The sequence below is a fragment of the Aeromonas molluscorum genome (assembly GCF_051376105.1).
GTDB lineage: Bacteria > Pseudomonadota > Gammaproteobacteria > Enterobacterales > Aeromonadaceae > Aeromonas > Aeromonas molluscorum.
Window position 1 is genome coordinate 1,245,626 of the sequence record NZ_JBPQCY010000002.1, and the last position, 24,550, is coordinate 1,270,175.

Sequence of the window (24,550 nt, forward strand, 5' to 3'; positions counted from 1 at the left end):
CTCTTTGGCAGCAGGCCCGGCGTGAGCAGATGAGGATGATGAATTGATACTTGAAGCGATTGCCTTGGGGTTGTCCCTGCTGGCGTTGGCTGTTGCCCTGGCCGGATGGCGCCAGGCTCGGCGCGCCGGACAGGAGTCCGAGGCGAAGGCGACGGCTCTGAAAGGCCAGCTCGATAGCCTGCGCAAGCAGATGATGGAGCTGCACACCGGTGCCATCGGCATGGGTCAGCGCCTGCAAGGGGTTGAGGCTCACGCCCAGCAGCTTGGGGATCGCCAGCAGGAGCTGACCCTGCAGGATCCGGATCGCCGGCTCTACAGTCGTGCCGCCAAGATGGTGGAGCTGGGGGCGGATCTGGACGAGGTGATGAACGAATGTGAGTTGCCCAAGGCGGAAGCCGAGTTGTTGATCTCATTGCGCAAGGGTCGCTCATAATCCACGGGAAGGCAGTCGCCTTCCCGTTGCCTCTTCTCCTGTTAGTCTCCCTTTGCACCTCATCTGCTTGCCGGGCAGGCGTCGGCGGGATCTCCCCCACAAAACCGGTGCCCGGTTTCTATCTTTGAAAAGACCCATTCCAATACTGTGTTAACATGCAGACCGCTACTTTTCATCTGAACCCATCCCCATGCTGCTTGACGTTCACAATCTGAGCTGCGTGCGTGAAGATCGCACCCTGTTTGAGCACCTCTCTTTCTCCGTTTCTCCCGGCGATCTGCTCCAGATTGAAGGCCCGAACGGGGTGGGCAAGACCAGCTTGCTGCGCCTGATCACCGGGCTCTCCCAACCCTTTGCCGGTGAGGTACGCTGGCGGGGTGAAAACATCCGTCACTGCCGCGATGAGTATCATGCCAACCTGCTCTATCTGGGCCATCAGCCCGGGGTCAAGGGGGGGCTGACTCCCCTCGAGAACCTCAGCTTCTATCAAAAACTGCATCAAAACGGCGCCGTAGAAGCCGATCTGTGGCAGATCCTGGCCCAGGTTGGCCTGGCCGGTTTCGAGGACTACCCCAGTGCCCAGCTCTCGGCCGGACAGCAGAGGCGGGTCGCCCTGGCCCGGCTCTGGCTCTGCGATACACCGGCATTGTGGGTGCTTGATGAGCCCTTTACGGCCATCGACAAGCAGGGGGTCAAGGTGCTGGAGCGGTTGATGCTGCGCCATGGGGAACGGGGTGGCATTGTGATACTCACCACCCATCAGGACATGAGCCTGATGCAGGGCCGGCTCAAGACGCTTTCCCTCACCCCTGGTCGTATGGAGGCCCCATGCTGAGTGCCGTGTTGACCCTGATCCATCGCGAGTTGTTGATGGCGTTTCGCCAGCGGGCCGACATTCTCAATCCGCTCTGGTTTTTCCTGATAGTGATCACCCTCTTTCCCCTGGGCATAGGCCCTGAACCCCAGCTGCTGGCTCGCATAGCACCCGGTATCATCTGGGTGGCGGCGCTGCTGGCGGCCATGCTCTCTCTGGAGCGACTGTTTCGGGATGACTTTGCCGATGGCGCGCTGGAGCAGATGATGCTGATGCCTCATCCCCTCGGACTGCTGGCCCTGGCCAAGGTGACTGCGCACTGGTTGCTGACCGGCTTGCCGCTATTGCTTGTCTCGCCGCTCATTGCCGTGCTGCTCTCTCTGGACGTCAATACCTGGCTCGCCATGGCGGCGACCCTGGCCCTGGGCACCCCCATCCTCAGTCTGCTTGGCGCCGTCGGGGTCGCGCTGACGGTAGCCCTGCGCAAGGGGGGGGTGCTGCTCAGCCTGCTTATTCTGCCGCTCTATATCCCGGTACTGATCTTCGCTACCTCGGCCATTGATGCGGCCGGTCTGGGGCTGCCTTATAGCGGCCAGCTCGCCATTCTGGGCGCCATGCTGGTGGGCGCCCTGATCATGACGCCGTTTGCCGTCTCCGCTTCCCTGAGGGTGAGTGTAAACTGACGGATTTCATTGAATAATTACTCCGCTGCTGACTTCGTTCACTCTGGGTTAGCATTGGCTGGGCATAATGCGCCCGCTCGTTTGGCTCGCAGTCGTCATTTGTTGGCCAATTAGGTTGCGATGGATCAAGGAGAGCGCCGCTTATTTCTTTCGGGGTATTTGCACGCCGAAGGCAGTGAGTAAGGTAGGCGGCGCCAACGATATTAATAACAGAAAGGTTTTGTGAGCTATGTGGAAATGGTTGCATCCCTATGCCAAACCGGAGCAAGCCTATCGGCTGGCCGGTCGCTTATTGCCCTGGTTTGCGGTGATAAGTCTGCTCGCCTTCATCATAGGCACCGTCTGGGGGCTGGCCTTCGCGCCCGCCGACTATCAGCAGGGTGACTCCTTCCGGATCATTTATCTCCACGTGCCCGCCGCCATTCTCTCCATGGGGGCTTACTCCACCATGGCCATCGCCGCCTTCATCGGCATGGTGTGGCAACTGCGTATGGCCGACATGACGGTGGCCGCCATCGCCCCGGTCGGCGCCGTGTTCACCTTTATTGCCCTCTTTACCGGCGCAGCCTGGGGCAAGCCCATGTGGGGCGCCTGGTGGGTATGGGATGCCCGCCTCACCTCAGAGCTTATTCTATTGTTCCTCTATCTCGGGGTGATAGCCCTCTACAACGCCTTCAGCGACAAGGTGGTAGCCGGTCGCGCCGCCGGTATCCTGGCCCTGGTCGGCGTCATCAACCTGCCGATCATTCACTACTCGGTGGAGTGGTGGAACACCCTGCATCAGGGCGCCAGCATCACCAAGTTTGCCAAGCCTTCCATTGCCCCCAGCATGCTGTGGCCGCTGCTGGTGATGATAGTGGCTTTTGCCACCTTCCTCGGCGCCCTTACCCTGATGCGTTTTCGCAATGAGCTGATCATGCGCGAGTGGCACAGGCCCTGGGTCAAGGCCCTGGTCGAGCAGGAGAAATAACATGCACTTTTCGTCTTTGAGCGAATTTTTGGCCATGGGAGGCTACGGCTTTTATGTGTGGCTGTCCTTTGGTCTCTCCTGGCTCTGTCTGGTCGGCATCATAGTGACCACCCGCATCAAACACCGTACTCTGCTCAGCGATCTGCGCAACAAGCAGGCTCGCGAGTCGCGTCGCCTGGCGGCCCAGCAGATGGAGAACACCCTGTGATCCCCCCCTCATCCGGCACTCTCTCGATGGAGACTCTGTTATGAACCCGCGCCGCAAGAAGCGTCTGACCATCATCTTGGCCATCAGCACGGGGGTTGCCGCCGTGATTGGCCTGGTGCTCTATGCCCTCAGCCAGAATATCGATCTTTTTTACACCCCGGGTGAGCTGGTGCTGGGCAAGGGGCCGGACAAGATCAAGCCCGAGGAGGGGCAACGCCTTCGCATCGGCGGCATGGTGGTGCCTGGTTCGGTAAAGCGTGACAGCCACAGCCTGTTGGTGGCCTTCGATCTGATCGATGCCAGCGGCGAGCGGGTCACCGTCACCTATGACGGCATACTGCCGGATCTGTTTCGCGAGGGGCAGGGCATAGTGGCCCAGGGCAACCTCAAGGATGCCCGGACCGTGACCGCCTTCGAGGTGCTCGCCAAGCATGATGAGAACTACATGCCGCCGGAAGTAGCCGATGCCCTCAAGGGGATGAAGCACTACAAACCGGATTACACCGAGGCGCAGCTTCAGGGTGGCAAGCCATGATGCGCCGCCTGAGTGATCTCTCGCCCCTTGCCGCCCGCTCTTCGATTCTGAAAGGATGCCCATTATGATCCCGGAACTTGGCCAGTTTGCCCTGATCCTGGCTTTCGCCACCTCCTTGCTGCTCGGCAGCTACCCGCTGCTTGGCGCCAAGTGGGGGCGGATTGGCATGATGCAAGCCGCCCGCCCGCTCGCCTATGCCCAGTTCCTGCTGTTGCTGCTGTCGTTTCTGTGCCTGACCTGGGCCTTTGTCGACAATGACTTCACCGTGCAATATGTGGCGACCAACTCCAACAGCCTGTTGCCGCTGCAGTACCGGATCTCGGCGGTGTGGGGGGCTCATGAGGGCTCCTTGCTGCTCTGGGTACTGACCTTGGGAGGCTGGACGGCGGCCGTGGCGTTGTTCAGTCGCAGCCTGCCGCTGGATGCGGTGGCACGGGTGCTGGGGGTGCTGGGCCTGATTGCAGTTGGTTTCACCGCCTTCGTGCTCTTCACGTCGGATCCCTTCACCCGCACCCTGCCGTTCTTCCCGGTCGATGGGCGCGATCTCAACCCCCTGTTGCAGGATCCGGGCCTCATCTTCCATCCGCCCATGCTCTACATGGGTTATGTAGGCTTCTCGGTTGCCTTTGCCTTTGCCATCGCATCCCTGATGACCGGGCGTCTCGACGCCACCTGGGCGCGCTGGTCCCGTCCCTGGACCATGGCGGCCTGGGTCTTCCTGACTTTGGGCATAGTGCTTGGCTCCTGGTGGGCCTATTACGAGCTCGGCTGGGGTGGCTGGTGGTTCTGGGACCCGGTGGAAAATGCCTCCTTCATGCCCTGGCTGGCGGGCACTGCCCTGCTGCACTCTCTGGCCGTCAGCGAGAAGCGGGCCACCTTCAAGGCCTGGACAGTGCTGCTGGCGCTGTCGGCCTTCTCCCTGAGTCTGCTGGGTACCTTCCTGGTGCGCTCCGGCGTGCTGGTCTCGGTGCATGCGTTTGCTTCGGATCCGACCCGAGGCCTCTTCATTCTCGGTTTCCTGCTGGCGGTGATCGGCAGCTCCCTGCTGCTGTTTGCCTTCAAGGGGTCCCAGGTAAAGAGCCATGGCAAGCATGAGTTCTGGAGTCGCGAGACCCTGCTGCTTGGCAACAACATACTGCTGATGGCCGGGCTGCTGACCGTGCTGCTCGGTACCCTGTTGCCCTTGGTGCACAAGGAGCTGGGTCTGGGGAGCATCTCCATCGGTACCCCCTTCTTCAACCATATCTACAGCTGGCTCATCATCCCCTTCGCCGCCCTGCTGGGGGTTGGCCCGCTGTTCCGCTGGCGCCGTCAGGCGGTAGGCGAGCTCAAGGGCAAGGTCATCCTCGCCCTGGTATTGAGTCTGGCCGCCGCCCTGCTGCTGCCCTGGTTCTTTGCCGAGGCATTCAAACCCTGGGCCGCGCTTGGCATAGGCCTGGGCGCCTGGATCATCATTACCAGCATTCAGGAGACCTGGGTGCGCGCCACCCACAAGCACAGCTTCGCAGTGGGTGTTCGCCGGCTCGGCAACAGCCACTGGGCCATGATCTTCGGCCACGTGGGTCTGGCGGTCAGCATCATAGGCATCGCCTGTACCCAGAACTACAGCATCGAAAAGGACCTGCGCATGCAGGCCGGGGACAGGGTGCATTTCGCCGACTACGAGTTTGTCTTCACCGGTATCAAGGAGAAGAACGGCCCCAACTACGAAGGTTTCAAGGGCGTGCTTGAGGTGCACCGTGACGGCAAGCAGGTCGCCCTGCTCAAGCCGGAGAAGCGCAACTACCTCGTCAGCCGCATGCCGATGACGGAAGCGGCCATCGATGCCGGTTTCACCCGGGATCTCTATGCGGCGCTGGGCGAGCCGCTTGATAATGGTGCCTGGGCCGTGCGCATCTATTACAAGCCGTTCGTGCGCTGGATCTGGTTTGGTGGCGTCTTCATGGCCATCGGTGGCGTGCTCGCCATGCTGGACAAGCGTTATCGGTTTGGTCGGCGTGAAGAAGAGGAGATCAAGCCATGAGCAAGAAGACCTGGCTGTTTCTGATCCCCTTCGTCATTTTCATGCTGGGGGCCGTGTTCCTGTTCAAGGGGCTCTATTCCGATCCGCGCAAGCTCGAATCCGTGATGGTCGGCAAGGAGGTGCCCCTGTTCACCCTGCAAGACTTGCACGATCTCAACAAGCAACACGACAGCAGCCTGTTCAAGGGGCGGCCCATGTTGCTCAACGTGTGGGCCACCTGGTGCCCCACCTGTTACGCCGAGCACACCTACCTCAAGGAGCTGGCAGGGCAAGGGGTGACCATAGTCGGCATGAACTACAAGGATGAGCGCGACAAGGCCCTCAAGTGGCTGGACGAGCTGGGAGACCCCTACAAGGTCAGTCTCTACGATCCGGATGGCATGCTGGGCCTGGATCTCGGCGTCTACGGCGCCCCCGAGACCTTCTTCATCGACTCCCAGGGCATCATCCGCTATCGCCACGTGGGGGATGTCAATGCCCAGGTGTGGGCATCCACCCTCAAGCCCATCTACGAGGGGATGAAATGATGCGATCCGGTTTCTTCGCGCTCTTGCTGACCCTGGCCTTGACTACCTCCTGGTCTGCCCGGGCGGCCATTGACGTCTACAGCTTCGACAGCGACGCCCAGGAGCAGACCTTTCGCGAGTTGACCAAGGAGTTGCGCTGCCCCAAGTGCCAGAACCAGGACATCGCCGACTCCAATGCTGGCCTTGCCAAGGACTTGCGTGACAAGACCTACCTGATGGTGCTTCAGGGCAAGGATAAGCAGGAGATCATCGACTACATGGTGGCGCGTTACGGCAACTTCATTCTCTATGACCCGCCGATGATGGCCTCCACCCTGATCCTCTGGCTGGGGCCATTCGGGGTGATAGTGATTGGTTTCTGTGTGGTGGCGGCCCGCGCCCGCAAGCGGCCCGAGAGTGAGACTGCACTCCAGCCGGGATTGAACGATGAGGAGAGTCGCCGCCTGGCTGCCCTGCTCAAAGAGGAAGAGAAACAATGATCGCATTCTGGATTGTCATCGTCGCCTTGCTGGCGCTGGTGAGCCTGACCCTGGCCCGGCCGCTGCTGCGGGGTGAGAGCCGCCAAACCATCAGTCGCTCGGCGCTCAACAAACAGCTCTATCGCCAACGGGTGGTGGAGATAGGGGAGGAGCGAGATCAGGGGATCTTGGCCGAGGAGAAGGAGTCTCTTGTGGAGCTGCAACGCAGCCTGCTGGACGATATTCCCGATGTCGAACAGACCGCCAGTTCAGGTCGCAGCCTGGTCTGGATCCCCGGTGTCCTGGTATTGGTGGTGGTGAGTTTGGGGCTTTATGCCAAGCTGGGTTCCTGGCAAGAGGTGATGCATTGGCAATCGGTCAATGCTCGCTTGTCCGAACTGAGCAATAAAATTCTGGTCGAGCGTGACAGCAATGTGACAGAGCAGGATCTGCAGGACTTCATGCTGGGGCTGCGTACCCGCTTGGCAGAGGAGCCGGACGATTACCGTGGCTGGCTGCTGCTCGGACGTCTGGCGCTGGATGGCAACGATCCGGATACGGCGCTCAGCTCCCTGGAGCGGGCCTACAAGATGGCGCCGGACAGACGTCTGGTGACGGTACCCTATGCCCAGGCGTTGATGATGAACGGCGATGAAGTTAAAGCCGATGGGCTGCTGCAGCAGGCCATTGCCAGCGATCCCCAGGATCTTGAAGCGCGTTCCACCTATGCCTTCATGGCACTGCAAAAAGAGGACTTCAAGACGGCCCTCGCCCGTTGGCAGGCGATGCTGCCATTGATGGAGAAGGGGTCGAGCCGCTATCAGATGATAGAGCGCTCCATCGAGTATGCTCAGCAGCAGTTGGCCAAGCGGGGCGGTCAGATAGCCCCGATGACGGCGAGTGGCGATGAGCTGACGGGAGCGAGCCTGGCGGTGAAGGCGGGTGAATTCCCCATCCACATCACCCTGGCACCCGGCATCCAGATGCCAAGTGATCCTCACCTCTTCGTGTTTGCCGTGGTGCCCAATGGCCCGCCCATGCCGATTGCAGTCAAGCGGATCAGGGATCCCAAACTGCCGATCACGCTCTCTCTCGGAGATGGAGATGCCATGATCGAAGGCAGCAAACTTGAAGTGAACCCCGAGCTGCAGTTCAAGGCCAGGCTCTCCGCGGGCGGCAACGTCATGAACAAGGAGGGGGCCTTCGAAGGGGTATCGATAACGGTATCAACAGCGACAATTCCGACAGTGCCGATTGACATCCGTATCGATCGCGCCCTCTAATAGCATCTTTACTCGGCCCCCTTGGGGCCGAGCCGCTTATAATAATCAAACAGTTCAAGTGACTTTCTCAAGGTAAATCAGTATGCAAGTGCGTTTAGGTGCATGGGTACTGGCACTGCTGCTCGGTGGCTGTGCTGGCGGCCCACCCAAATCGGGACCCGCGAGCCTTGATGTGGGGCTCAGCAATCACAATGCCCCCGGGGCAACCAGTACCGCCAACGATCCCAAGGATCCCTTTCAGGGCGCCAACCGCGCCATGTGGGCGGTCAACTTTGATGTGCTCGAGCCTTATGTTGCTCGCCCGGTGATCCACAGCTATGCCGACTATGTGCCGGACAGCGTCAAGGAGGGGATAGACAACTTCGTCAACAACTTCGACGAGCCAAGCAGCATGGTCAACCACCTGATCAGCGGTGATCTGCCTGGCGCAGGGACCAACCTGGGCCGTTTCACCCTCAATACCACCCTGGGTCTGCTTGGTATCTTCGATGTGGCCAAGCATGTGGGACTGGAGCGCAACATGCTGGAGATGAGCACCCTCATCGGCCGTGCCGACATCGGTGAGGGGGGCTATCTGATGTTCCCCGTCTACGGGCCTACCACGACCCGGGATCTGATTGGTGACACCATAGATACCCTCTATTTCCCCTATGCCCTGCTGACCTTCCCGATGAAGGTGGTGCACTGGGCCCTGGATGGGGTCGGTACCCGATCCAAGCTCATCGATCAGGAGCGGGTCGTCGACAACTCCCTTGACCCCTATGCCTTCACCAAGGGCCTCTACCTGCAATATGATCAGAGCAAGATCGAGGGGCGTAACGTGCCCTTTGGCGATGGGGCCAGACCCCAGACCGGCCGTCAGGATGAGGGAAATCTGGACGAGTATCTGGACGAGATCGACCAGTAGGCCCGACTCCCCATCAAATGAAAAAGGCGCCTGTTGGCGCCTTTTTCATGTGTGAATCGCCCATAAAAAAACACCCCGCAGAGCGGGGTGTTTTGGCAAGAAGCGGCAGATTAAGCAGCCAGGTTCTTGGCCACGAATTCCCAGTTGACCAGGGTCCAGAAGGTTTCCATGTACTTGGGACGCATGTTGCGGAAATCGATGTAGTAGGCGTGCTCCCACAGGTCGACGGTCAGCAGCGGCGTGGTACCGGCTTCGGTCAGCGGGCAACCGGCGTTGGAGGTATTGACGATGGCCAGGGTGCCGTCGGCTTTTTTCACCAACCAGGTCCAGCTAGAACCGAAGTTGCCGATGGCAGACTTGGTGAAGGCATCCTTGAACTCGGCGAAGGAGCCGAATTGCTTGGCGATGGCATCGGCCAGGGCGCCAGTCGGCTCATTGCCGCCGTTCGGGGAGAGGCAGTGCCAGTAGAAGGTGTGGTTCCAGATCTGGGCTGCGTTGTTGAAGATGCCGCCGGTGGAAGTCTTGATGATCTCTTCCAGAGACTTGCCTTCAAACTCGGTACCCGGCACCAGGTTGTTCAGGTTGACCACGTAGGTGTTGTGGTGTTTGCCGTGGTGATATTCCAGGGTTTCCTGGGAGATGTGCGGTTCCAGAGCATTGATTGCGTAGGGCAGAGCGGGAAGTTCGAAAGCCATTTTCTACTCTCCATTGGCTGGCCGTGCGAAAGCGACGGTTGCAAGACATTGCATAGGCTTTTCTTAGGAGAAAAGCATTATTTTACGTGATTGGGCGAACGTCCTCAGGTAGCCGGACGGGCGCCCAATGGGCCGAATGATTGTAACAGCATCAAAGATGGGCTCACAACTCTTGATTCTCGCCATGATCGGGATCAACCCGGCGCGTATTGAGGCGGATGTAAATCACTCGTTTTCGGTTTGCCGGTTTGTGGTCGGCTAACTTTGCAGTAGAATGATCGCCGAAATCGCTCTAGTGAGGCACCTATGGAAACTATTGAAAAGATTAAACAGCAGCTGGCCGAGAACCCCATCATTCTCTACATGAAGGGATCCCCCAAGCTTCCGAGCTGCGGTTTCTCTGCCCAGGCCTCCCAGGCCATGATGTCTTGTGGCGAACCCTTCGCTTATGTGGACATCTTGCAGAACCCGGACATCCGCGCCGAGCTGCCCAAGTTCGCCAACTGGCCCACCTTCCCCCAGCTGTGGGTCGATGGTGAGCTGGTCGGTGGCTGCGACATCATGATTGAGATGTTCCAGGCAGGCGAGCTGCAGACGCTAGTTAAAGAGACTGCCGCCAAACACAAGCCGGAAGACGCCGCCGAATAAGCGCTGTTGCCGCTTGCACCAGATTAATCCTGCGGTTTAGCTGGTGCAGAATACAAAAGAGGGGAGCCATTGGCTCCCCTCTTTCATGGGCGCTTCTGCCCCTCGTGTGGATAAGTCCCTCAGGAGATGCGCTCCAGACGAGCCATATAGAAGCCATCGAAGCCAGTTTGGCTCGGGCTGACATGATGATCGTCCAGCAGGCGGAAATGCTCATTGGCGGCCAGGAACTTGTCAACCTGCTGACGGTTCTCGGACGGCAGTATGGAGCAAGTTGCATAGACCAGCATGCCGCCTATTTTGGTCATCTGGCTGTAGCGCTGCAGGATCTCTTCTTGCAGCGCCATCAGGATTGGCAGGCGCTCGGCGGTGTCGCGCCACTTGGCATCCGGATTGCGCTTGAGCACGCCAAGGCCGGAGCAGGGCACGTCCAGCAGCACGCGATCTGCGCTCTCTTTCAGGCGCTTGACGGTCTTGCTGCTGGTGATGAGGCGGGTTTCCACGTTGTGGGCCCCGGCGCGGCGGGCGCGCTGCTTGAGGTTTTCCAGCTTCCACTCTTCCACATCCATGGCGAGCAGGCGACCCTTGCCCTCCATCAGGGCAGAAATATGCAGCGTTTTGCCGCCGGCACCGGCGCAGGCATCGATGACCTTCATGCCCGGTTTGACATCGAGGGCGGCCGCGACCAGCTGGGAGCCGGCATCTTGCTGCTCGAACCAGCCATCGGCAAAGGCCTTGGTACGGAACAGGGCTGAGTCAGAGGTGACCTGCAAGGCGCTGTCGACACCCTCAACGGGGATGGTGCTCACATGCTCTTTGTTGAGCTGGGCTTGCAGCTGCGCTTTGGTGCACTTGAGGCTGTTGACGCGCAAGTAGCGCTTGGGCATCCAGGCCAGGGCGGCCCGTTCGGCAGGCCAGGCGTCGCCAAGCTGCTCGGCACCAAGCTTTTCCAGCCAACTTGGGCAACCATCCATCAGCACAGGGTTCTTCTTGGCTTCGGTCAGACGGCGCCGGAAGGCTTCTTCGTTGAAGCGATCCAGGCTGGGGTGGTTTGGCATATCAATCTTGTGAAACGCATGCCAGCTGTGCAGCAGCGGCCAGACGTTCTTGGCGGCTTGGCGCACCTGAATGCCTGACAGGTTGCAGTAGAGGCTGAGGCGACGCAGCAGATCGCCGGTGACCAGGGCAATCCTTGCCTGTTCTTGGGGTTTGAGTTCGATGCCGGAAAAATGACGGGCATAGGCACGATCCAGGGTGAGGCCCTGAGTCAGTACGTCGTCAAGAATGGCATCAACCAGATCCCCGAAACGGGGTAACAGTGGGGATTTGAGCATGAGATTAACCTTGGCCGATGAAATCCGCGCAATGATAGGGGTTAGACCAGATTGGCGCAACCGCAGTGCTCGCGCTTTCCCTTGCTGGTGACCCTATAAACGGCCATGATCCCGTTATTTATTGGTGCAGAGACGGCCAGCACCCCCAGAGATCGCCATACTAGTGCGGGCAACAAGCCATGATGGCCCAGACGATAAGGATATCCAGATGATGTCGATGCGAACACTTCTGCTATTGATCCCCCTGTTGGCCAGTCAGGCCCAGGCGGAGTCCGCACCGCACTGGCGCACCCTGGCAGCCAAGGGTCAGGAAGAAGCTGGGTTCGAGGTGCGGGCACGGGCGTTTCGCCAGGTCGATGATGCCAGTGCGCAGCTGACCGCCCTGGCCGATGGCGCGCGCACCCTGGTGCTGCCTCTGCCCGAAGGGGGGGAGGTCGGTTTCATGCTGACGCTCAACGATCTGCTGCCGGCCGAATTGGCGGCCAAGTATCCCGGGATCCTCACCTTCAGCGGCCAGAGCCTGCAGGATGAGCGCGATACCGGCCGTTTCGAACTGGGCCCCCTGGGTTTTCACGGCATGTTTCACTATCAGGGGCGGCTCATCTTCGTCGATCCTCTCGGGGATGGGTTGGGCTATGTCGTCTATGACCAGCGCGATGCCCTGAGTCCGCTCGAGCAGCAGGCTGACGCGGTGTTGGGGCAACCCAGGGCCCTGGCCCGCAGCGTGCTGGTGAGTGGCAACGAGCGCAGGCGCTACGTCATCGCCATCTCGGCATCGGGCGAGTATACCCAATATCAGGGGGGGAGCGTGGCCCAGGGGCTGGCGGCCATCGCCACCCTGCTCAACCGGGTCAATGAGGTCTATCAGCGGGATCTCGGGGTGAACTTTCAGCTGGTCGCCAACAACGATCTCATCATCTACACCAACCCAACCACCGACCCTTTTCAAAACGACAGCAGTGACATGACCAAGAACCAGAGCGTGCAGGCGGCGGCTCTGGGGGCGACTCCCTTTGATATAGGTCACGTGCTCAACACCGGAGGAGGGGGGTTGGCCATGCTGGGCAGCCTGTGCGTCGCCAATTTGAAATCCCAGGGGATGACCGGCTCGACTACCCCGGTGGGGGATGCCTTCTTCATCGACTACGTGGCCCACGAACTCGGTCATCAGCTGGGAGCCGATCACACCTTCAACGGCACCACCGGGGACTGTGGCAGCGGCAGCCGTACCGCCGCCCAGGCTTGGGAGCCTGGCAGTGGCAGCTCCATCATGGGCTATGCCGGTCTGTGCGGCGAAGAGAGTCTGCAAGAGAGCAGCCTGCCTTATTTTCACAGCAAATCCATCGAACAGATGCGCGAACACATGGGGCTCTACCAGAGCTGCGGCATCCGTGAGGTGCTCAGCAACAATGCCCCTCAGGTTGCGGCAGGCAATGATTATGTGATCCCGGCCAGTACCCCTTTCTTGCTCAATGGTGGCGGCTCGGATCTCGATGGCGACAGCCTGATCTACAACTGGGAACAACTCGATCGCGGCGCGGCCTCTACCAGCCTGGCGACCATGGTTGATGATGGCAGCAGGCCCATCTTCCCCTTCGTGGCGCCCGGCACCTCGAGTCAGCGACTGTTGCCCAGCCTGAGTTCATTGCAAAGCGGCACCCTCGCCAAGGGAGAAGCCTGGCCGACCACCAACCGCACCCTGCATTTTCGCCTGACGGCGCGTGATGGCAAGGGTGGAGTGGGTAGTGACGAGATGCAGGTGCAAGTGGTGAATACCGGGTCGCCATTCACGCTGACAGCCCCATTGAGCGGCACTCTGAGCGAGGGACAATCTCTGGCTATTCGCTGGCAGGTGGCGGGCAGCCAGTCTGCTCCCATCTCTTGTTCAAGGGTCGATGTGGCCTTGAGTGCCGATGATGGCCACGCCTGGAGCCCGCTTGCGAGCGCCATGCCCAACAGTGGCAGCACCACGCTGACGCTGCCGACCCTGCCTGTCACCAGCCAGGGGCGACTGAAGCTGAGTTGCAATGGCAACATCTTCTTCGCCCTGAGCCCCAGATTGAGCCTGGCGGGCAGTGGCAGCACCATAGGCGCGGTCAGTCCGGCGCCAACAGCGCCCAGTGATGATTCCAGCGGAGGCGGTGGCGGCAGTCTGAGCCTCTGGACCTTGCTGTTGCTCGCGCTGGGGAGCGCGCTGCGGCAGCTCGGCGGTCAGATGAAGCTGTTGCTCGCGCTGGGAGTACTGCTGTTGGCCGGTTGCCAAGCCGATGCCAGCCCCCAAGCCGGGATGCCGTCCGGTGTTGAAACCCCGGGGGTGGCACAGGTTCTGGATGAGCATCTGGCTCGTGGCGATCACAGGGTGATCATCCGTGCTGGCCGTGGTCAGATGGTGCCAGGCATTCCGGCCGAGCAGCAGGAGGCGGTCAAGGCACGTTGTGGCATGCGTTACCTGGAGGGGCTGGGGGATCTGGTGAGGCCGGGGCAGGAGGCGCAGCAGCAGGCGTTGACAGACTTTGCCGCCGACTACAATCGCCAGATGCTGGTTCACTGCCCGCGCGCTGAGAAAGCAAAGTAAGGAGCCAAGGCTTACTTGGTCGTGATGGCAGACAAAGGGAGGGGGGCCATGGCCTCCCTTCGCAGTTGAGGCTTGTCGCGAGGCTGGGCTAGTCGCACAATGCCTGTCAGGACATGGCCGCCAGAAGGCAGATACCGAGTCTTGGTATCTTGCGCGGTAATGGGAAAAATAAAGAAGGAACAACAAGATGATGGATGTTGCTGATCTGCGCCGTGAATACAGCAAGGGTGGCCTGCACCGAGCCGACTTGCCCGCCGACCCCCTGGCGCTGTTCGAGACATGGCTGGGGCAGGCCTGTGAGGCCAAGCTGTCGGATCCCACCGCCATGGTGGTCGCTACCGTCGATGTCAGCGGCCAGCCCTGGCAGCGCACCGTCCTGCTCAAGCACTATGATGCGGCCGGCATGCTGTTTTACACCAACATGGGCAGCCGCAAGGCGGTGCAGCTGGCGGGCAATCCCTGCATCAGCCTGCTCTTCCCCTGGCATATGCTGGACCGTCAGGTGCATGTGACAGGGCGCGTAGAGAAGCTGAGCGCCTTTGAGGTGATGCGTTATTTCCACAGCAGACCCAAGGATAGCCAGATAGCCGCTTGGGTCTCAAAGCAGTCTTCCCGCATCAGTGCCCGTGGCGTGCTGGAATCCAAGTTCATGGAATTGAAGCAAAAGTTCGCCAATGGCGAGGTGCCGCTGCCCAGTTTCTGGGGGGGATACCGGGTGGTGATCGACAGCGTCGAGTTTTGGCAGGGTGGCGAGCACCGGCTGCACGATCGCTTCCTCTATCAGCGGGAAGGAGATGGCTGGCAGATAGATAGATTGGCCCCCTGACAGCAGTGACTACTCACCCCAGTGATGTCTCGGGGGCCTGGCGTGCTCACATGGAGAGACCAGGCCCCATGCGTCTGCTGATCGATGGCGATCTGCTCCAGTCGCACTGGCTCCCCGACTTGAGGGCCTGGCAGCGCGCCGGGCACAGCTGGTGGTTGCTGGGGCGACGAGGAGATAACAATGCATTCTGCGGTGGCGTCAGGGGACAGGAGAGTGTGTCCTACCCGGATGGGCTGCTCGATGCATCCGCGCTGCTGGCCGATTGGTTGGCACCTGAGCAGGGCAAGGGACTGGCAAGTGACCAAGCTGCGCACCGGCAAGTGTTGCTGAGCAGCGCCTCTGCCTTGCTGGTGCTGGCCAAGGAGCAGGGGTTGCTGACGCTGGGGCCGAGCGGAGCAGATCAGCCGCTACCGCTGGATCAGGCGCTCGGCCCAGCCCTGACTCGCCTGCAGGCGAGGCGCCTGACACTGCCCTGCCTGCGAGACACCCTTGTTTCTTTTTCAGCCCGCTCACCGGCCGCGCCTCATTCCCGGCGAGGCGTGCCGACCAGTGCCATCTGCTTGCGTCCTCTGGTAGCGGCGGATGCATCCTGGATAGAGAATTACTGCCTGGATCCGGCCATGGCCCGTTACACCCTCCATATTCCCCACCCCTACCCGGAGGACGCGGCCCATGAGTGGTTGCAGCTTTGCTGGCGCAAACAGGCGCTGGGACTGGCATGGAGCTGGGCCATCTGGCTGGATGCGCAAAGGGGGGCTGCCCCTGTGGGCACGGTGTCCCTGAGCAGTCAGGGCTCGCTGGCCTGGTGGGTTGGTGTGCCCTGGCAAGGGCTGGGCATAGCGACCCGGGCGGGGGCGCTGGTACGAGACTTCGCTTTTGCGAGTGCTCACTTACCTGAAGTCAGTGCCTGCCACATGGCTGGCAACCTGGCCTCGGGCAGGGTGATGGCCAAATTGGGCATGACGGATCAGGGGATGGCGCCGCTGACCGAGCGCTCAGCTTGCGTCGTGCGGCACTGGCGCCTGAGGCGCGATGCCTGCTCGATATAGTGCCAGCGTCCAATCCTGACGCGCTGCACGGGCTTGACCTCATGTCGATGGGGGGCCGGCTGCACTTCGTTTTCCTGGGGGAAAGCTCCCATTTCTGGTCAAAGGTGTTCCGGCCCGGTGGGATTTCTGTGGAATAATGGCGGCAAGTTGTATCAGGAGTCTGTCTTAATGCTGAGAACCGAGCGCCCCGGCGACATGTTACCCGTCTATGAGTTGGTGAGTGCCGCTTTTGGCCGCACCGATGAGGCCGAACTGGTCAACCGCCTGCGTGAATGCGGCGCCGCCGTGGTGACCCAGGTGGAAGAGGAAGACTACGAGTTCATGGGCCACCTCTTGCTCAGCCCCGTCACCATCAATGGTCTGGAAGGCCCCTGGCTCGGCTTGGCGCCCGTTGCCGTGCACCCGGACTGGCAGGGGCAGGGCATCGGCTCGGAGCTCATCCGTGAAGGGCTGGATACTGCGCTGGAGATGGACTGGAAGGCCGTGGTGGTACTGGGCGATCCCAGCTACTACAGTCGCTTCGGGTTTCGTCCCGCCAGCGAGTTCGGCCTCTGCTGCTGCTATGAGGTTCCGAGCGAGCACTTCATGGCCATGGAGTTGCAGGCCGGTGGCCTGGCAGGGTTGCACGGAGAGGTGCTCTACCACCCTCTGTTTGACGAGCAGCCTGAGGAGTGACGCCTCCCTGTTTTGCCATAACAGTATTCATACCTTCAAGGCGCCATCATCCATGGTAACAGTGACCTGACTGTTTGCCGCATCGTCTACCCGGCGTGGGTGTTCCCAGGCCCGATCTACAACTCCTCTTACCTATTTAGAAGGTGGTTACTGGGTGGATGGGCGGAGCTTTGAGGCATAAAGGTCGCCAGGATGTTGCGGCACAGGAGCAGGGAAGATGAGTCAGAAGGCCACCAGGTGGCCTCAAGATGGCTGATGAGAAAAGAAAAGGCGCCCTGGGGCGCCTTTTTTGCTTCGATTGAATCGTCTCAATCGAGTGAACTGGGTCAATCGAAGAACCAATAGCCGCGATTCACCAGTCGGGTGAACAGGTGCAGGAAGCCGGCCTGATCCGCGAGATCTACCATGTCGGACTGGGTCACCAGATCGCGATCGCACAGCAGCTTGAGGGCGGCGCCATCGGGTTCGCCCAGGGTCCAGGCCTCGCCATCTATGTAGCAGGTCTGGCTGTCGTCACTGAACCAGACGCAGCGCAGACCAGGCACCCGCACCGCAGGCTGGCCCTGGGTCAGCAGATCGGCCACTTCATCGCAGCTGTAATCCGGGGCGTCGTCCTGAGGCAGGGGCATGACATCCAGGTCGTGCTTGGCCTCGGAGATAGTGGCGCCGAACCACTCCTTGAACAGGGTCTCGTCATCCAGGGCTTGTTGCATCAGTTCGCGCAGGCGGTGCAGCTCGTGTTGCTGGATCTCGCCATGGTGGCGGCAGGGCTTGAGATCCGGGTCGGCGTAACGCTCGGTGCGGATCTCGTTGTCGATCAGGTGATCGGCGAAGGAGGTGAGCAGATCGCGCGCATCGGGCGCGCGAAAACCCACGGAGAAGTTCATGGAGGGCTCGATGGCGTAGCCTTCGTGGGGGAATCCGGGCGGAATATAGAGGATGTCGCCGGGTTCCATCTCCACATCGATGATCGCCTCGAAGGGCCCGCAGTGACGCAGGGCACGGTGCGCGGCGTACTCGGTGATCTGCTGGGCATCACCCACCCGCCAGTGGCGTTTGCCAAGGCCCTGGGTGATGAAGACATCGTACTGATCGATATGGGGACCGACGCCACCCCCCGGGGTGGAGAAGCTCACCATGACGTCGTCGAAACGCCAGCCCGGGATGAACTGGAAGGGCACCGCCAGTTCATGGACCTCGGGAGCCCAATGGTTGCAGGCCTGGATAAGCAGGGTCCAGTCACGCTCACCCAGCTGATCGTAATCTTCGAAGGGGCCGTGCTCGGCGGTCCACTGGTCATCTTTGCAGGTGACGAGGCGCGACTCTATCTCTTTCTCCATGGCCAGCCCGGCCAGTTCATCGGGGCTGATGGGATCCTGAAACTGCTTGAAGCCACCCTTGATAAGCAGGGGGCGTTTTTGCCAATGGTGCTCGAGGAAGTGGGCGATATCCAGATTGAGTTCGTACATGGGGCTTCTCATACCTAATAAAGTGGTCAGACAGAGGTCTTGATAAGGGCAGCGGCTGCGCTTATCGGGACATCCGTCGGGGCGGTTCACTGTGCGTTGCCAAAACAACAGGGGCCCGGCGGGCCCCTGTTGGCAAGCGGGTACTTACTTCAGCTCATCAACCAGCTGCTTGGCGGCGCCAATGTAGTTGGCCGGAGTCAGCTTCTTCAGCTCGACTTTCACGTGCTCGGGGAGCTCGAGGGTGTCGATAAAGGTGCGCATGCCTTCGGCGTCGACGCGGCGACCACGGGTCAGCTCCTTGAGCTTCTCGTAGGGCTTCTCGATGCCGTAGCGGCGCATCACGGTCTGGATGGGCTCGGCCAGCACTTCCCAGTTGGCATCCAGATCGGCGGCCATGGCGGCGGCGTTGGCTTCCAGCTTGGAGATGCCCTTCAGGGTCGCCTGATAGGCAATCAGCGAGTAACCCACCGCCACGCCGAGGTTACGCAGCACGGTCGAATCGGTGAGGTCTCGCTGCCAGCGGGAGATGGGCAGTTTGCTCGCCAGGTGCTGGAACACCGCATTGGCCAGACCCAGATTGCCTTCGGAGTTCTCGAAGTCGATGGGGTTGACCTTGTGGGGCATGGTGGAGGAGCCAATCTCGCCGGCTATGGTGCGCTGCTTGAAGTGACCCAGGGAGATGTAACCCCACACATCCCGGTCGAAATCGATGAGGATGGTGTTGAAACGGGCCATGGCATCGAACAGCTCGGCGATGTAGTCGTGGGGTTCGATCTGGGTGGTGTAGGGGTTCCAGGACAGCCCCAGGGAGGTGACGAACTCCTCGGCGAACTGGTGCCAGTCAACGAGCGGGTAGGCAGAGATGTGGGCGTTGTAGTTGCCGACCGCGCCGTTGATCTTGCCGAGCAGCTCGACCGCCATGATCTGCTTGTACTGACGCTCCAGGCGATAGGCGACGTTGGCCATCTCCTTGCCCATGGTGCTCGGGGTTGCCGGCTGGCCGTGGGTACGAGACAGCAGCGGCATGTCGCGGTACTCATGGGCCAGGCGCTTGATTTCACTGATCAACTGCTCGCAATAGGGTTTGATCACCTCATCGCGGCCCGCCTTGAGCATCAGGCCGTGGGAGTTGTTGTTGATGTCTTCCGAGGTACAGGCGAAGTGGATGAATTCGCTGACAGCCGCGAGTTCGGTGTTCACTTCCACCTTCTCTTTGAGGAAGTACTCAACGGCCTTCACGTCATGGTTGGTGGTGCGCTCAATGGCCTTGATGCGGGCCGCATCTGCCTCGCTAAAGCCGTGGACTATGGCATCGAGCACGGCATTGGCCTGCTCACTCAGGGTTGGGACTTCCGGGATCCCGGCGTGGCTGGCCAGTTTTTGCAACCAGCGCACCTCGACCTCGACGCGAAAACGCAGCAGACCGAACTCGGAGAAGATAGGGCGCAAGGCGGCGGCCTTGTCACCGTAGCGACCATCGATCGGGGATACAGCAGTCAGCGCTGACAACTCCATGGGGTGAACTCCTGATGTGTGGGGGATTAAAATCGTTTAGCCAATTCCACCATCTTCTTGCGAGCGAAGATGATCTGGGTGCGACTGCCACCAAGCTGGCGCCAGAGCACGGCGGCGCGGATGCCGGCAAGCAGCAGGGCGCGAACCTTGTGTTGTACCAGAGGCTGTTGCAGGAACAGCGGCGTGCCAGCCACCTGGATACGGGGCCCTATCGGGCTGATGAGATCGCTGTAGATGCTCGCCATATTGGCCAGGATCTGCTCGTCGAGCAGATCGAAATGCTGTTGCTGGCGACCAATCTGGCTGATGCGCTCCCCCAGCATGCTGAGGATATCCTTGCGCTTTGCCAGCTTGCGCTCCAGGGCAATCAGGCTGACCACGTAGCGGGTCAGCTCGGCATTTTTCTGGCTGCCATCGGCGCCGAGTTGTTCGACCAGGGCGCGGTAGCCGTCGCGAATGGCGAGGTGGCTGCCAAACACTTCCAGGGGCTGCTTGGGGTCGGTGACCAGCACGCTTTGCAGGCTCTCGCGCAGGGCGGCCTCGTCACAGCTGCCATCACGGGCCACTTTCTGCACCAGATAGGCCGCCTGGCAGATGCCGGCAAAGGCCATGGTTCTGTCTTGAAATTTATCGCTCAACTGTGCTGCCTTATCTGTCTGGTTAAACCGTATGGCTAAAACGCTGTTCGATGATATCGAAGAAGGCCATGGTGCTGTCTTGAACGTCATCGTTCATCTCTGCGTGCCTTCCATCTCTTTGTCTAAACCCTATGGCTAAAACGTTGTTCGATGATATCGGAGCAGGCCATGACGCTGTCTTGAATGTGACGGTTCATCTATCACGGCCTCCTATCGGTCTGGTTAAACCTGATGGTTGAAACGCTGTTCGATAATGCCGCCGCCGAGGCAGTTTTCCCCGTCGTAGAAGACGGCGGACTGGCCCGGGGTTACGGCAGCCTGTTTCTCGTCGAAGATGACCCTGATGGTGTCGTCATCCATGGGCTGGATGAGGCAGGGAATATCTTGCTGGCGATAGCGGGTCTTGACGGTACAGCGCAGCGGCGCACGCAGGGGGGTGCGATCCACCCAGTGCAGCTGGCTGGCGATGAGGCCGTCGGAGTAGAGGCGGGGGTGATCCCCCTGGGCCACGACCAGGGTGTTGCGCTCGACCTCTTTGTCGACCACATACCAGGCATCTTCACTCGCATCCTTCATGCCGCCGATCCCGAGCCCCTTGCGCTGGCCCAGAGTGTGATACATCAGACCCTGATGGGTGCCGATGACCTTGCCATCCACGGTTTCGATGGGGCCCGGCTGGGCGGGCAGGAACTTGGCCAGGAAGTCCTTGAATTTGCGCTCGCCGATGAAGCAGATCCCGGTGGAGTCTTTCTTCTTGGCGGTGATGAGATCGAGCTGCTCGGCGATGCGGCGCACTTCCGGCTTTTCCAGATCGCCGACCGGGAACAGGCTCTGACCCACCTGGGCTTCGCTCAGGGTGTAGAGGAAGTAGCTCTGATCCTTGTTGGCATCCAGGCCGCGCAGCAGGCGCGGGCGGCCTGTGCTGTCGTCCCTGCGCACATAGTGGCCGGTGGCGATGTAGGTGGCGCCCAACTCCTCGGCGGCAAATTCCAGGAACGCCTTGAACTTGATCTCCTTGTTGCAAAGGATATCCGGGTTCGGGGTGCGGCCCGCCTTGTACTCCTCGAGGAAATGTTCGAACACATTGTCCCAGTACTCGGCGGCGAAGTTGATGGTGTGCAGATGCATGCCCAGCTTGTCGCAGACTGCCTGGGCATCGGCCAAATCCTGGGAGGCAGAGCAGTACTCGTCCGTGTCGTCTTCTTCCCAGTTCTTCATGAACAAGCCTTCGACCTGGTAACCCTGCTGTTGCAGCAGGTAGGCCGAGACGGAAGAGTCCACACCGCCGGACATGCCGACGATCACCTTGATTTGGCTGTTATCTGTCATTGAGTGTCGTTACCAGTTCGTTTAAACGGGGCGTATTCTAACAGCATTTCGCGCCCTCGGTCACATATACAAATCATGATCCCGGCTTGAATCGGGGTCGGCGAAATCGTTTGTCCAGCATGGGGCCCAAAGAGGTCAATCTCGCCCAGGCCGATCTCATGGGCCCGCTTCTTTGAGCCTGCGCTAGATGAAGGCTTGCAGGGCGCACAAAGGCAACCGGGTGCCTGCCAGGTAGTCCTGGATGCATTGCCATACCAGGGGGCTGCGCAGGGCGGCTCTGCGCTGTGCTATCTCGGCCAGGGTAAACCAGTGGCAGGCGAGTACGTCGCCATCGGGATCTTCCGGCCGATGCAGGCCCGGATCGGTGTGAAGGTCAAACACCAGGGCGGTGCGCAGGAAGGTGGCCTCGCTGTCGGCGGGTTTGAACAGGTAGTTGCCGAGCCAGGCCGTGGGCTGGGCCTCTAGGCCGGTCTCCTCCTTGAGTTCGCGCCGCGCCGCCTCAATCAGGGTCTCCCCCGCTTCCACATGACCGGCTGGCTGGTTGAAGCGCAGCTCACCGCGGATCGCCTCCTCGACCAGCAAGAAGCGCCCCTGCCAGTGCACCAGAGCGGCGACCGTCAGGCGGGCGGGCAGATATTCGTGATCCATAACAAGGCTCCTGGACTGATATGCACAACAAGGTGCAAGGGGCTATTCGAGTTCGCTTAGATAATCGGGGGGTCGGCCCGGTTTGTCACCCGCTGAATGTCATCCCGGGTATCGGCGCCGGGGCGATGGGTGCGGCCTTGCCTCGACAGCCGATGTTGAGAGAGAAAAATGGCCATTGGCAAGGTCCTTGTTTGCGCGAAGGTGGTCCTTGGCTGAACTGACCGCTTCGCAATCCGTTCATCACCTGCTGCCCGTTGTCATGGGCAGGGTCAGATTTTACGGGCAGGACGGCGCGCGCTGGCGCGGCCCGATCCCTTGCCGCTTGCCCCCTGGCTGGTGTTGTCGCTCGCGCCTGAGCGGGACGGACCCTTGGCGGACGTCGTTGCTGGTGCCCTGCTGGGCGCCGCTCTTGCTGGACGGGGGGGACGGGCGACGGGGATCTCGCTGCTGGCCAGCTCGCGGCTCTGGCCCGGGGCCAGACCATCCAGGGTCAAGATACCGATGGCGTAACGAATGAGGCGCAGGGTGGGGTGACCGATATGGGCCGTCATGCGCCGCACCTGGCGGTTGCGGCCCTCGACAATCTTGATCTCCAGCCAGCAGGTCGGGATGGCCTGACGCTCGCGAATGGGCGGGTTGCGCGGCCACACCTCAGGCTCCGCCATGATGCGCGCCTCGGCGGGCAGCGTCATGCCGTCATTGAGTGCCACGCCAGCGCGCAGGGCGGCCAGTGCCTCCTCACTCGGGATCCCCTCAACCTGCACCCAATAGGTCTTGGGGGTTTTCTCCCCCGGTTGGGTGAGCTGAGCCTGGAGCTTGCCATCGTTGGTGAGCAGCAACAACCCCTCGCTGTCCCTGTCCAGTCGGCCTGCGGCATAGATGCCGGGCTCGGTGACATGATCCTTGAGTGTTTCGCGGCCTGCCTCGTCGGTGAACTGGCACAGCACCATGTAGGGTTTGTTGAGCAGCAGTAACTTGCGCTCTTGCGCGGCCATGGGCTGGCGGGCTGTCTTGACATCGCTGCGCCCTGGGGCGGCCGGGCGGGACGAGGGTCGTGGCGAGAGGAGAGGGCGGCTCGGTTTCATGGCATCTGGCATCAATAATGGCGGGGCCACAGTGTATCACAGCACCCTGGCGGCGGGATCTGTCTCCCTGGTGTTGAGACTCCCCAAGAGAGAGCTGAACGGGGCAGGCTGGTCTCGGCCGGCTAGCTCAGCAGCCCCTCGATGACGATGGCGTGACGGCTCTGAGGGTTGCTGGCGTGGCGCAGGGCATGGGTCAGGGTCTCGTCCATCATGGCCCGGGCCAGCCGGGTCAGTGGTCTGAGCTGAGCGGGGGGCAGTTGCCGGGGGGCGCAGAGCAAGATGATGTGGTGGACAGCGCCTAGACTGGAGCCCCAGTCGACAGGATCGGGGCTGTAGATCATGGCGAGAGCGGGCTGGCGGATAGCTGCACTGAGCACGTGGGGCATGGCGATGCCCGCCTGGATGATGGTGGCGCTGACTTGCTCGCGGGCCATGAGTTCACTGTGCAGGCTAGGGCTGTCTGTGACCAGCTCCCCCGGCAGCAGGCCGGTCAGCTGCGCCAGCACCTGAGGTTTGGTCGGGGGGGCAGACAGGCTCGCCACCTGCGGCAAGGCAAAGTGGTAATCGGGTTGGCGGGTGGCCAGGCGCTGCTCGGCGAGGTACGCCGTCGTACTGCGGCCAAGGGGTTTGCCCAGCTCGACGCACCAGCAGTTGAAGGCCATGTGGGCAAGCTCGGCATCCAGTCCTTCAATCAACAGCTGGCAGAGATCTCCGGGCTGGGTGGCCAGGGTGAGCAGGGCGAGCAGGCTGCTGGCTTCGGCCGTCTGGCGACGGCTGAGGTTGCTCAAGCGGATGTGCGACTTGAACAGGCCTGCCATGCGGCTCAGTTGCCTGGCCTGGCTGATGCTCAGCCCATGGCGGCAGTAGAGGGTGATCTCGCGGGTCAGCATCAGCGGCCGGGGCGTGGCGCGCTCAGCACGGCGACCGCATTGAGCAGCACAGACTCCAGTGATACCTGGCGCTGGGGGCAGCCGAGGAAGCGCTCCTTCTGTTCAATCTCGATGTCGGAGGCGATCAGCACCAGATCGGCGCCGGCGATATCCCGGGCGGTGAGCACATTCTCGAGCCCCATGGCGCCTTGGGTTTCGACCTTGATCTTCAGACCGAGCTGGGCGGCCGCTTTTTGCAGGGCCTCCGCGGCCATGTAGGTGTGGGCAATGCCGGTGGGGCAGGCGGTAACGGCAACGACTTTCATGGGACCTCGCAATAATGGGGTAGCGCCGGGA

General features: G+C 61.0%; 26 protein-coding genes and 1 pseudogene. 17 read left to right on the top strand and 10 right to left on the bottom strand.

The window, feature by feature from the left end; genetic code table 11:
- The first annotated feature begins 46 nt into the window (after positions 1–46).
- The 11 genes from ACSMDR_RS16345 (at position 47) to ACSMDR_RS16395 (ending at position 8,841) form a co-directional block, all read left to right on the top strand.
- Positions 47–433 (top strand): DUF2802 domain-containing protein, encoded by a 387-nt coding sequence (locus ACSMDR_RS16345; RefSeq protein ID WP_436469338.1) that lies wholly within the window; start codon positions 47–49, stop codon positions 431–433.
- A gap of 190 nt (positions 434–623) precedes the next feature.
- Positions 624–1,268: a cytochrome c biogenesis heme-transporting ATPase CcmA gene (ccmA, locus tag ACSMDR_RS16350; protein ID WP_005907440.1), complete on the top strand. Its 645-nt coding sequence runs from the start codon at positions 624–626 to the stop codon at positions 1,266–1,268.
- Entirely contained in the window at positions 1,262–1,930 is a 669-nt protein-coding gene (ccmB, locus tag ACSMDR_RS16355) for a heme exporter protein CcmB (protein ID WP_005907438.1), read from the top strand. Before ccmA ends, ccmB begins: the two co-directional genes overlap by 7 nt.
- A gap of 229 nt (positions 1,931–2,159) precedes the next feature.
- Positions 2,160–2,900 carry a heme ABC transporter permease gene (locus ACSMDR_RS16360; RefSeq protein ID WP_436468919.1) on the top strand — a complete coding sequence of 247 codons (741 nt, stop codon included), beginning with the start codon at positions 2,160–2,162 and terminating at the stop codon, positions 2,898–2,900.
- Between the two features lies 1 nt (position 2,901).
- Complete coding sequence (gene ccmD / locus ACSMDR_RS16365; RefSeq protein ID WP_005907436.1) at positions 2,902–3,108, top strand: heme exporter protein CcmD; 207 nt, start codon at positions 2,902–2,904, stop codon at positions 3,106–3,108.
- A 40-nt stretch (positions 3,109–3,148) separates the two neighbouring features.
- Entirely contained in the window at positions 3,149–3,643 is a 495-nt protein-coding gene (ccmE, locus tag ACSMDR_RS16370) for a cytochrome c maturation protein CcmE (RefSeq protein WP_005907433.1), read from the top strand.
- Between the two features lie 64 nt (positions 3,644–3,707).
- Positions 3,708–5,666, top strand: coding sequence for a heme lyase CcmF/NrfE family subunit (locus ACSMDR_RS16375; RefSeq protein ID WP_005907431.1), 1,959 nt, complete (start codon positions 3,708–3,710; stop codon positions 5,664–5,666).
- Positions 5,663–6,193: a DsbE family thiol:disulfide interchange protein gene (locus ACSMDR_RS16380; RefSeq protein ID WP_005907429.1), complete on the top strand. Its 531-nt coding sequence runs from the start codon at positions 5,663–5,665 to the stop codon at positions 6,191–6,193. The genes ACSMDR_RS16375 and ACSMDR_RS16380 overlap by 4 nt, the downstream gene beginning before the upstream one ends.
- Positions 6,193–6,672 (top strand): cytochrome c-type biogenesis protein, encoded by a 480-nt coding sequence (locus ACSMDR_RS16385; RefSeq protein ID WP_436469339.1) that lies wholly within the window; start codon positions 6,193–6,195, stop codon positions 6,670–6,672. The genes ACSMDR_RS16380 and ACSMDR_RS16385 overlap by 1 nt, the downstream gene beginning before the upstream one ends.
- Positions 6,669–7,934 (top strand): c-type cytochrome biogenesis protein CcmI, encoded by a 1,266-nt coding sequence (gene ccmI / locus ACSMDR_RS16390; protein ID WP_436468920.1) that lies wholly within the window; start codon positions 6,669–6,671, stop codon positions 7,932–7,934. The genes ACSMDR_RS16385 and ccmI overlap by 4 nt, the downstream gene beginning before the upstream one ends.
- Before the next feature lie 82 nt (positions 7,935–8,016).
- A complete protein-coding gene (locus tag ACSMDR_RS16395; protein WP_436468921.1) occupies positions 8,017–8,841 on the top strand; it encodes an MlaA family lipoprotein in 825 nt (274 codons plus the stop codon).
- Between the two features lie 110 nt (positions 8,842–8,951).
- Here ACSMDR_RS16395 and sodB read toward each other — a convergent pair whose 3' ends face one another.
- Positions 8,952–9,536 (bottom strand): superoxide dismutase [Fe], encoded by a 585-nt coding sequence (sodB, locus tag ACSMDR_RS16400; protein WP_005904485.1) that lies wholly within the window; start codon positions 9,534–9,536, stop codon positions 8,952–8,954.
- Between the two features lie 306 nt (positions 9,537–9,842).
- Here sodB and ACSMDR_RS16405 point away from each other — a divergent pair, with 306 nt between their 5' ends.
- Positions 9,843–10,184, top strand: coding sequence for a Grx4 family monothiol glutaredoxin (locus ACSMDR_RS16405; RefSeq protein WP_005904486.1), 342 nt, complete (start codon positions 9,843–9,845; stop codon positions 10,182–10,184).
- Positions 10,185–10,303: 119 nt separating this feature from the next.
- On the opposite strand, the gene ACSMDR_RS16410 is transcribed toward ACSMDR_RS16405, so the two are convergent.
- Entirely contained in the window at positions 10,304–11,515 is a 1,212-nt protein-coding gene (locus ACSMDR_RS16410) for an RsmB/NOP family class I SAM-dependent RNA methyltransferase (protein WP_436468922.1), read from the bottom strand.
- Positions 11,516–11,717: 202 nt separating this feature from the next.
- Between ACSMDR_RS16410 and ACSMDR_RS16415 the strand changes: the two are divergent.
- From ACSMDR_RS16415 to ACSMDR_RS16435, 5 genes and pseudogenes are all read left to right on the top strand, one after another.
- Positions 11,718–13,703: pseudogene (locus tag ACSMDR_RS16415) on the top strand (reprolysin-like metallopeptidase); the annotation flags it as partial.
- A 99-nt stretch (positions 13,704–13,802) separates the two neighbouring features.
- Positions 13,803–14,090: a hypothetical protein gene (locus tag ACSMDR_RS16420; RefSeq protein ID WP_436469340.1), complete on the top strand. Its 288-nt coding sequence runs from the start codon at positions 13,803–13,805 to the stop codon at positions 14,088–14,090.
- A gap of 187 nt (positions 14,091–14,277) precedes the next feature.
- Positions 14,278–14,916 (top strand): pyridoxamine 5'-phosphate oxidase, encoded by a 639-nt coding sequence (pdxH, locus tag ACSMDR_RS16425; RefSeq protein WP_436468923.1) that lies wholly within the window; start codon positions 14,278–14,280, stop codon positions 14,914–14,916.
- Positions 14,917–14,984: 68 nt separating this feature from the next.
- Entirely contained in the window at positions 14,985–15,965 is a 981-nt protein-coding gene (locus ACSMDR_RS16430) for a GNAT family N-acetyltransferase (protein WP_436468924.1), read from the top strand.
- Positions 15,966–16,133: 168 nt separating this feature from the next.
- Positions 16,134–16,640, top strand: a complete 507-nt coding sequence (locus ACSMDR_RS16435; RefSeq protein WP_005904496.1) for a GNAT family N-acetyltransferase — start codon at positions 16,134–16,136, stop codon at positions 16,638–16,640.
- Positions 16,641–16,966: 326 nt separating this feature from the next.
- On the opposite strand, the gene ACSMDR_RS16440 is transcribed toward ACSMDR_RS16435, so the two are convergent.
- The 8 genes from ACSMDR_RS16440 to ACSMDR_RS16475 form a co-directional block, all read right to left on the bottom strand.
- A complete protein-coding gene (locus ACSMDR_RS16440; RefSeq protein WP_436468925.1) occupies positions 16,967–18,109 on the bottom strand; it encodes a ribosomal protein uL16 3-hydroxylase in 1,143 nt (380 codons plus the stop codon).
- Positions 18,110–18,253: 144 nt separating this feature from the next.
- Positions 18,254–19,624, bottom strand: coding sequence for an adenylosuccinate lyase (gene purB / locus ACSMDR_RS16445; RefSeq protein ID WP_436468926.1), 1,371 nt, complete (start codon positions 19,622–19,624; stop codon positions 18,254–18,256).
- 26 nt (positions 19,625–19,650) lie between these two features.
- Positions 19,651–20,262 carry a high frequency lysogenization protein HflD gene (hflD, locus tag ACSMDR_RS16450; RefSeq protein WP_040319234.1) on the bottom strand — a complete coding sequence of 204 codons (612 nt, stop codon included), beginning with the start codon at positions 20,260–20,262 and terminating at the stop codon, positions 19,651–19,653.
- A 222-nt stretch (positions 20,263–20,484) separates the two neighbouring features.
- On the bottom strand, positions 20,485–21,591 hold the full coding sequence (gene mnmA, locus ACSMDR_RS16455; RefSeq protein WP_436468927.1) for a tRNA 2-thiouridine(34) synthase MnmA: 1,107 nt from the start codon (positions 21,589–21,591) through the stop codon (positions 20,485–20,487).
- 183 nt (positions 21,592–21,774) lie between these two features.
- Complete coding sequence (locus ACSMDR_RS16460) at positions 21,775–22,239, bottom strand: NUDIX hydrolase (RefSeq protein WP_436468928.1); 465 nt, start codon at positions 22,237–22,239, stop codon at positions 21,775–21,777.
- A 269-nt stretch (positions 22,240–22,508) separates the two neighbouring features.
- Positions 22,509–23,324, bottom strand: coding sequence for a pseudouridine synthase (locus ACSMDR_RS16465; RefSeq protein WP_436468929.1), 816 nt, complete (start codon positions 23,322–23,324; stop codon positions 22,509–22,511).
- Positions 23,325–23,446: 122 nt separating this feature from the next.
- Entirely contained in the window at positions 23,447–24,214 is a 768-nt protein-coding gene (locus ACSMDR_RS16470) for a PTS sugar transporter subunit IIA (protein WP_436468930.1), read from the bottom strand.
- Complete coding sequence (locus ACSMDR_RS16475) at positions 24,214–24,519, bottom strand: PTS fructose transporter subunit IIB (RefSeq protein WP_436468931.1); 306 nt, start codon at positions 24,517–24,519, stop codon at positions 24,214–24,216. The genes ACSMDR_RS16470 and ACSMDR_RS16475 overlap by 1 nt, the downstream gene beginning before the upstream one ends.
- Positions 24,520–24,550 lie beyond the last annotated feature (31 nt).

What these genes read in the sequence shown, in the direction of transcription:
- ACSMDR_RS16440 (WP_436468925.1), bottom strand. Translation starts at nt 18,109, where the DNA reads ATGTACGAACTCAATCTGGATATCGCCCACTTCCTCGAGCACCATTGG.
- ACSMDR_RS16475 (WP_436468931.1), bottom strand. Translation starts at nt 24,519, where the DNA reads ATGAAAGTCGTTGCCGTTACCGCCTGCCCCACCGGCATTGCCCACACC.
- pdxH (WP_436468923.1), top strand. Translation starts at nt 14,278, where the DNA reads ATGATGGATGTTGCTGATCTGCGCCGTGAATACAGCAAGGGTGGCCTG.
- ACSMDR_RS16405 (WP_005904486.1), top strand. Translation starts at nt 9,843, where the DNA reads ATGGAAACTATTGAAAAGATTAAACAGCAGCTGGCCGAGAACCCCATC.
- ACSMDR_RS16420 (WP_436469340.1), top strand. Translation starts at nt 13,803, where the DNA reads ATGCCGTCCGGTGTTGAAACCCCGGGGGTGGCACAGGTTCTGGATGAG.
- ACSMDR_RS16375 (WP_005907431.1), top strand. Translation starts at nt 3,708, where the DNA reads ATGATCCCGGAACTTGGCCAGTTTGCCCTGATCCTGGCTTTCGCCACC.
- ACSMDR_RS16460 (WP_436468928.1), bottom strand. Translation starts at nt 22,239, where the DNA reads ATGGATCACGAATATCTGCCCGCCCGCCTGACGGTCGCCGCTCTGGTG.
- ACSMDR_RS16430 (WP_436468924.1), top strand. Translation starts at nt 14,985, where the DNA reads ATGCGTCTGCTGATCGATGGCGATCTGCTCCAGTCGCACTGGCTCCCC.
- ACSMDR_RS16360 (WP_436468919.1), top strand. Translation starts at nt 2,160, where the DNA reads ATGTGGAAATGGTTGCATCCCTATGCCAAACCGGAGCAAGCCTATCGG.
- ACSMDR_RS16395 (WP_436468921.1), top strand. Translation starts at nt 8,017, where the DNA reads ATGCAAGTGCGTTTAGGTGCATGGGTACTGGCACTGCTGCTCGGTGGC.
- ACSMDR_RS16385 (WP_436469339.1), top strand. Translation starts at nt 6,193, where the DNA reads ATGCGATCCGGTTTCTTCGCGCTCTTGCTGACCCTGGCCTTGACTACC.
- ACSMDR_RS16465 (WP_436468929.1), bottom strand. Translation starts at nt 23,324, where the DNA reads ATGAAACCGAGCCGCCCTCTCCTCTCGCCACGACCCTCGTCCCGCCCG.
- ACSMDR_RS16435 (WP_005904496.1), top strand. Translation starts at nt 16,134, where the DNA reads ATGCTGAGAACCGAGCGCCCCGGCGACATGTTACCCGTCTATGAGTTG.
- mnmA (WP_436468927.1), bottom strand. Translation starts at nt 21,591, where the DNA reads ATGACAGATAACAGCCAAATCAAGGTGATCGTCGGCATGTCCGGCGGT.
- ACSMDR_RS16410 (WP_436468922.1), bottom strand. Translation starts at nt 11,515, where the DNA reads ATGCTCAAATCCCCACTGTTACCCCGTTTCGGGGATCTGGTTGATGCC.
- ccmB (WP_005907438.1), top strand. Translation starts at nt 1,262, where the DNA reads ATGCTGAGTGCCGTGTTGACCCTGATCCATCGCGAGTTGTTGATGGCG.
- purB (WP_436468926.1), bottom strand. Translation starts at nt 19,624, where the DNA reads ATGGAGTTGTCAGCGCTGACTGCTGTATCCCCGATCGATGGTCGCTAC.
- ACSMDR_RS16380 (WP_005907429.1), top strand. Translation starts at nt 5,663, where the DNA reads ATGAGCAAGAAGACCTGGCTGTTTCTGATCCCCTTCGTCATTTTCATG.
- ccmI (WP_436468920.1), top strand. Translation starts at nt 6,669, where the DNA reads ATGATCGCATTCTGGATTGTCATCGTCGCCTTGCTGGCGCTGGTGAGC.
- ccmE (WP_005907433.1), top strand. Translation starts at nt 3,149, where the DNA reads ATGAACCCGCGCCGCAAGAAGCGTCTGACCATCATCTTGGCCATCAGC.
- ccmA (WP_005907440.1), top strand. Translation starts at nt 624, where the DNA reads ATGCTGCTTGACGTTCACAATCTGAGCTGCGTGCGTGAAGATCGCACC.
- ACSMDR_RS16470 (WP_436468930.1), bottom strand. Translation starts at nt 24,214, where the DNA reads ATGCTGACCCGCGAGATCACCCTCTACTGCCGCCATGGGCTGAGCATC.
- ccmD (WP_005907436.1), top strand. Translation starts at nt 2,902, where the DNA reads ATGCACTTTTCGTCTTTGAGCGAATTTTTGGCCATGGGAGGCTACGGC.
- sodB (WP_005904485.1), bottom strand. Translation starts at nt 9,536, where the DNA reads ATGGCTTTCGAACTTCCCGCTCTGCCCTACGCAATCAATGCTCTGGAA.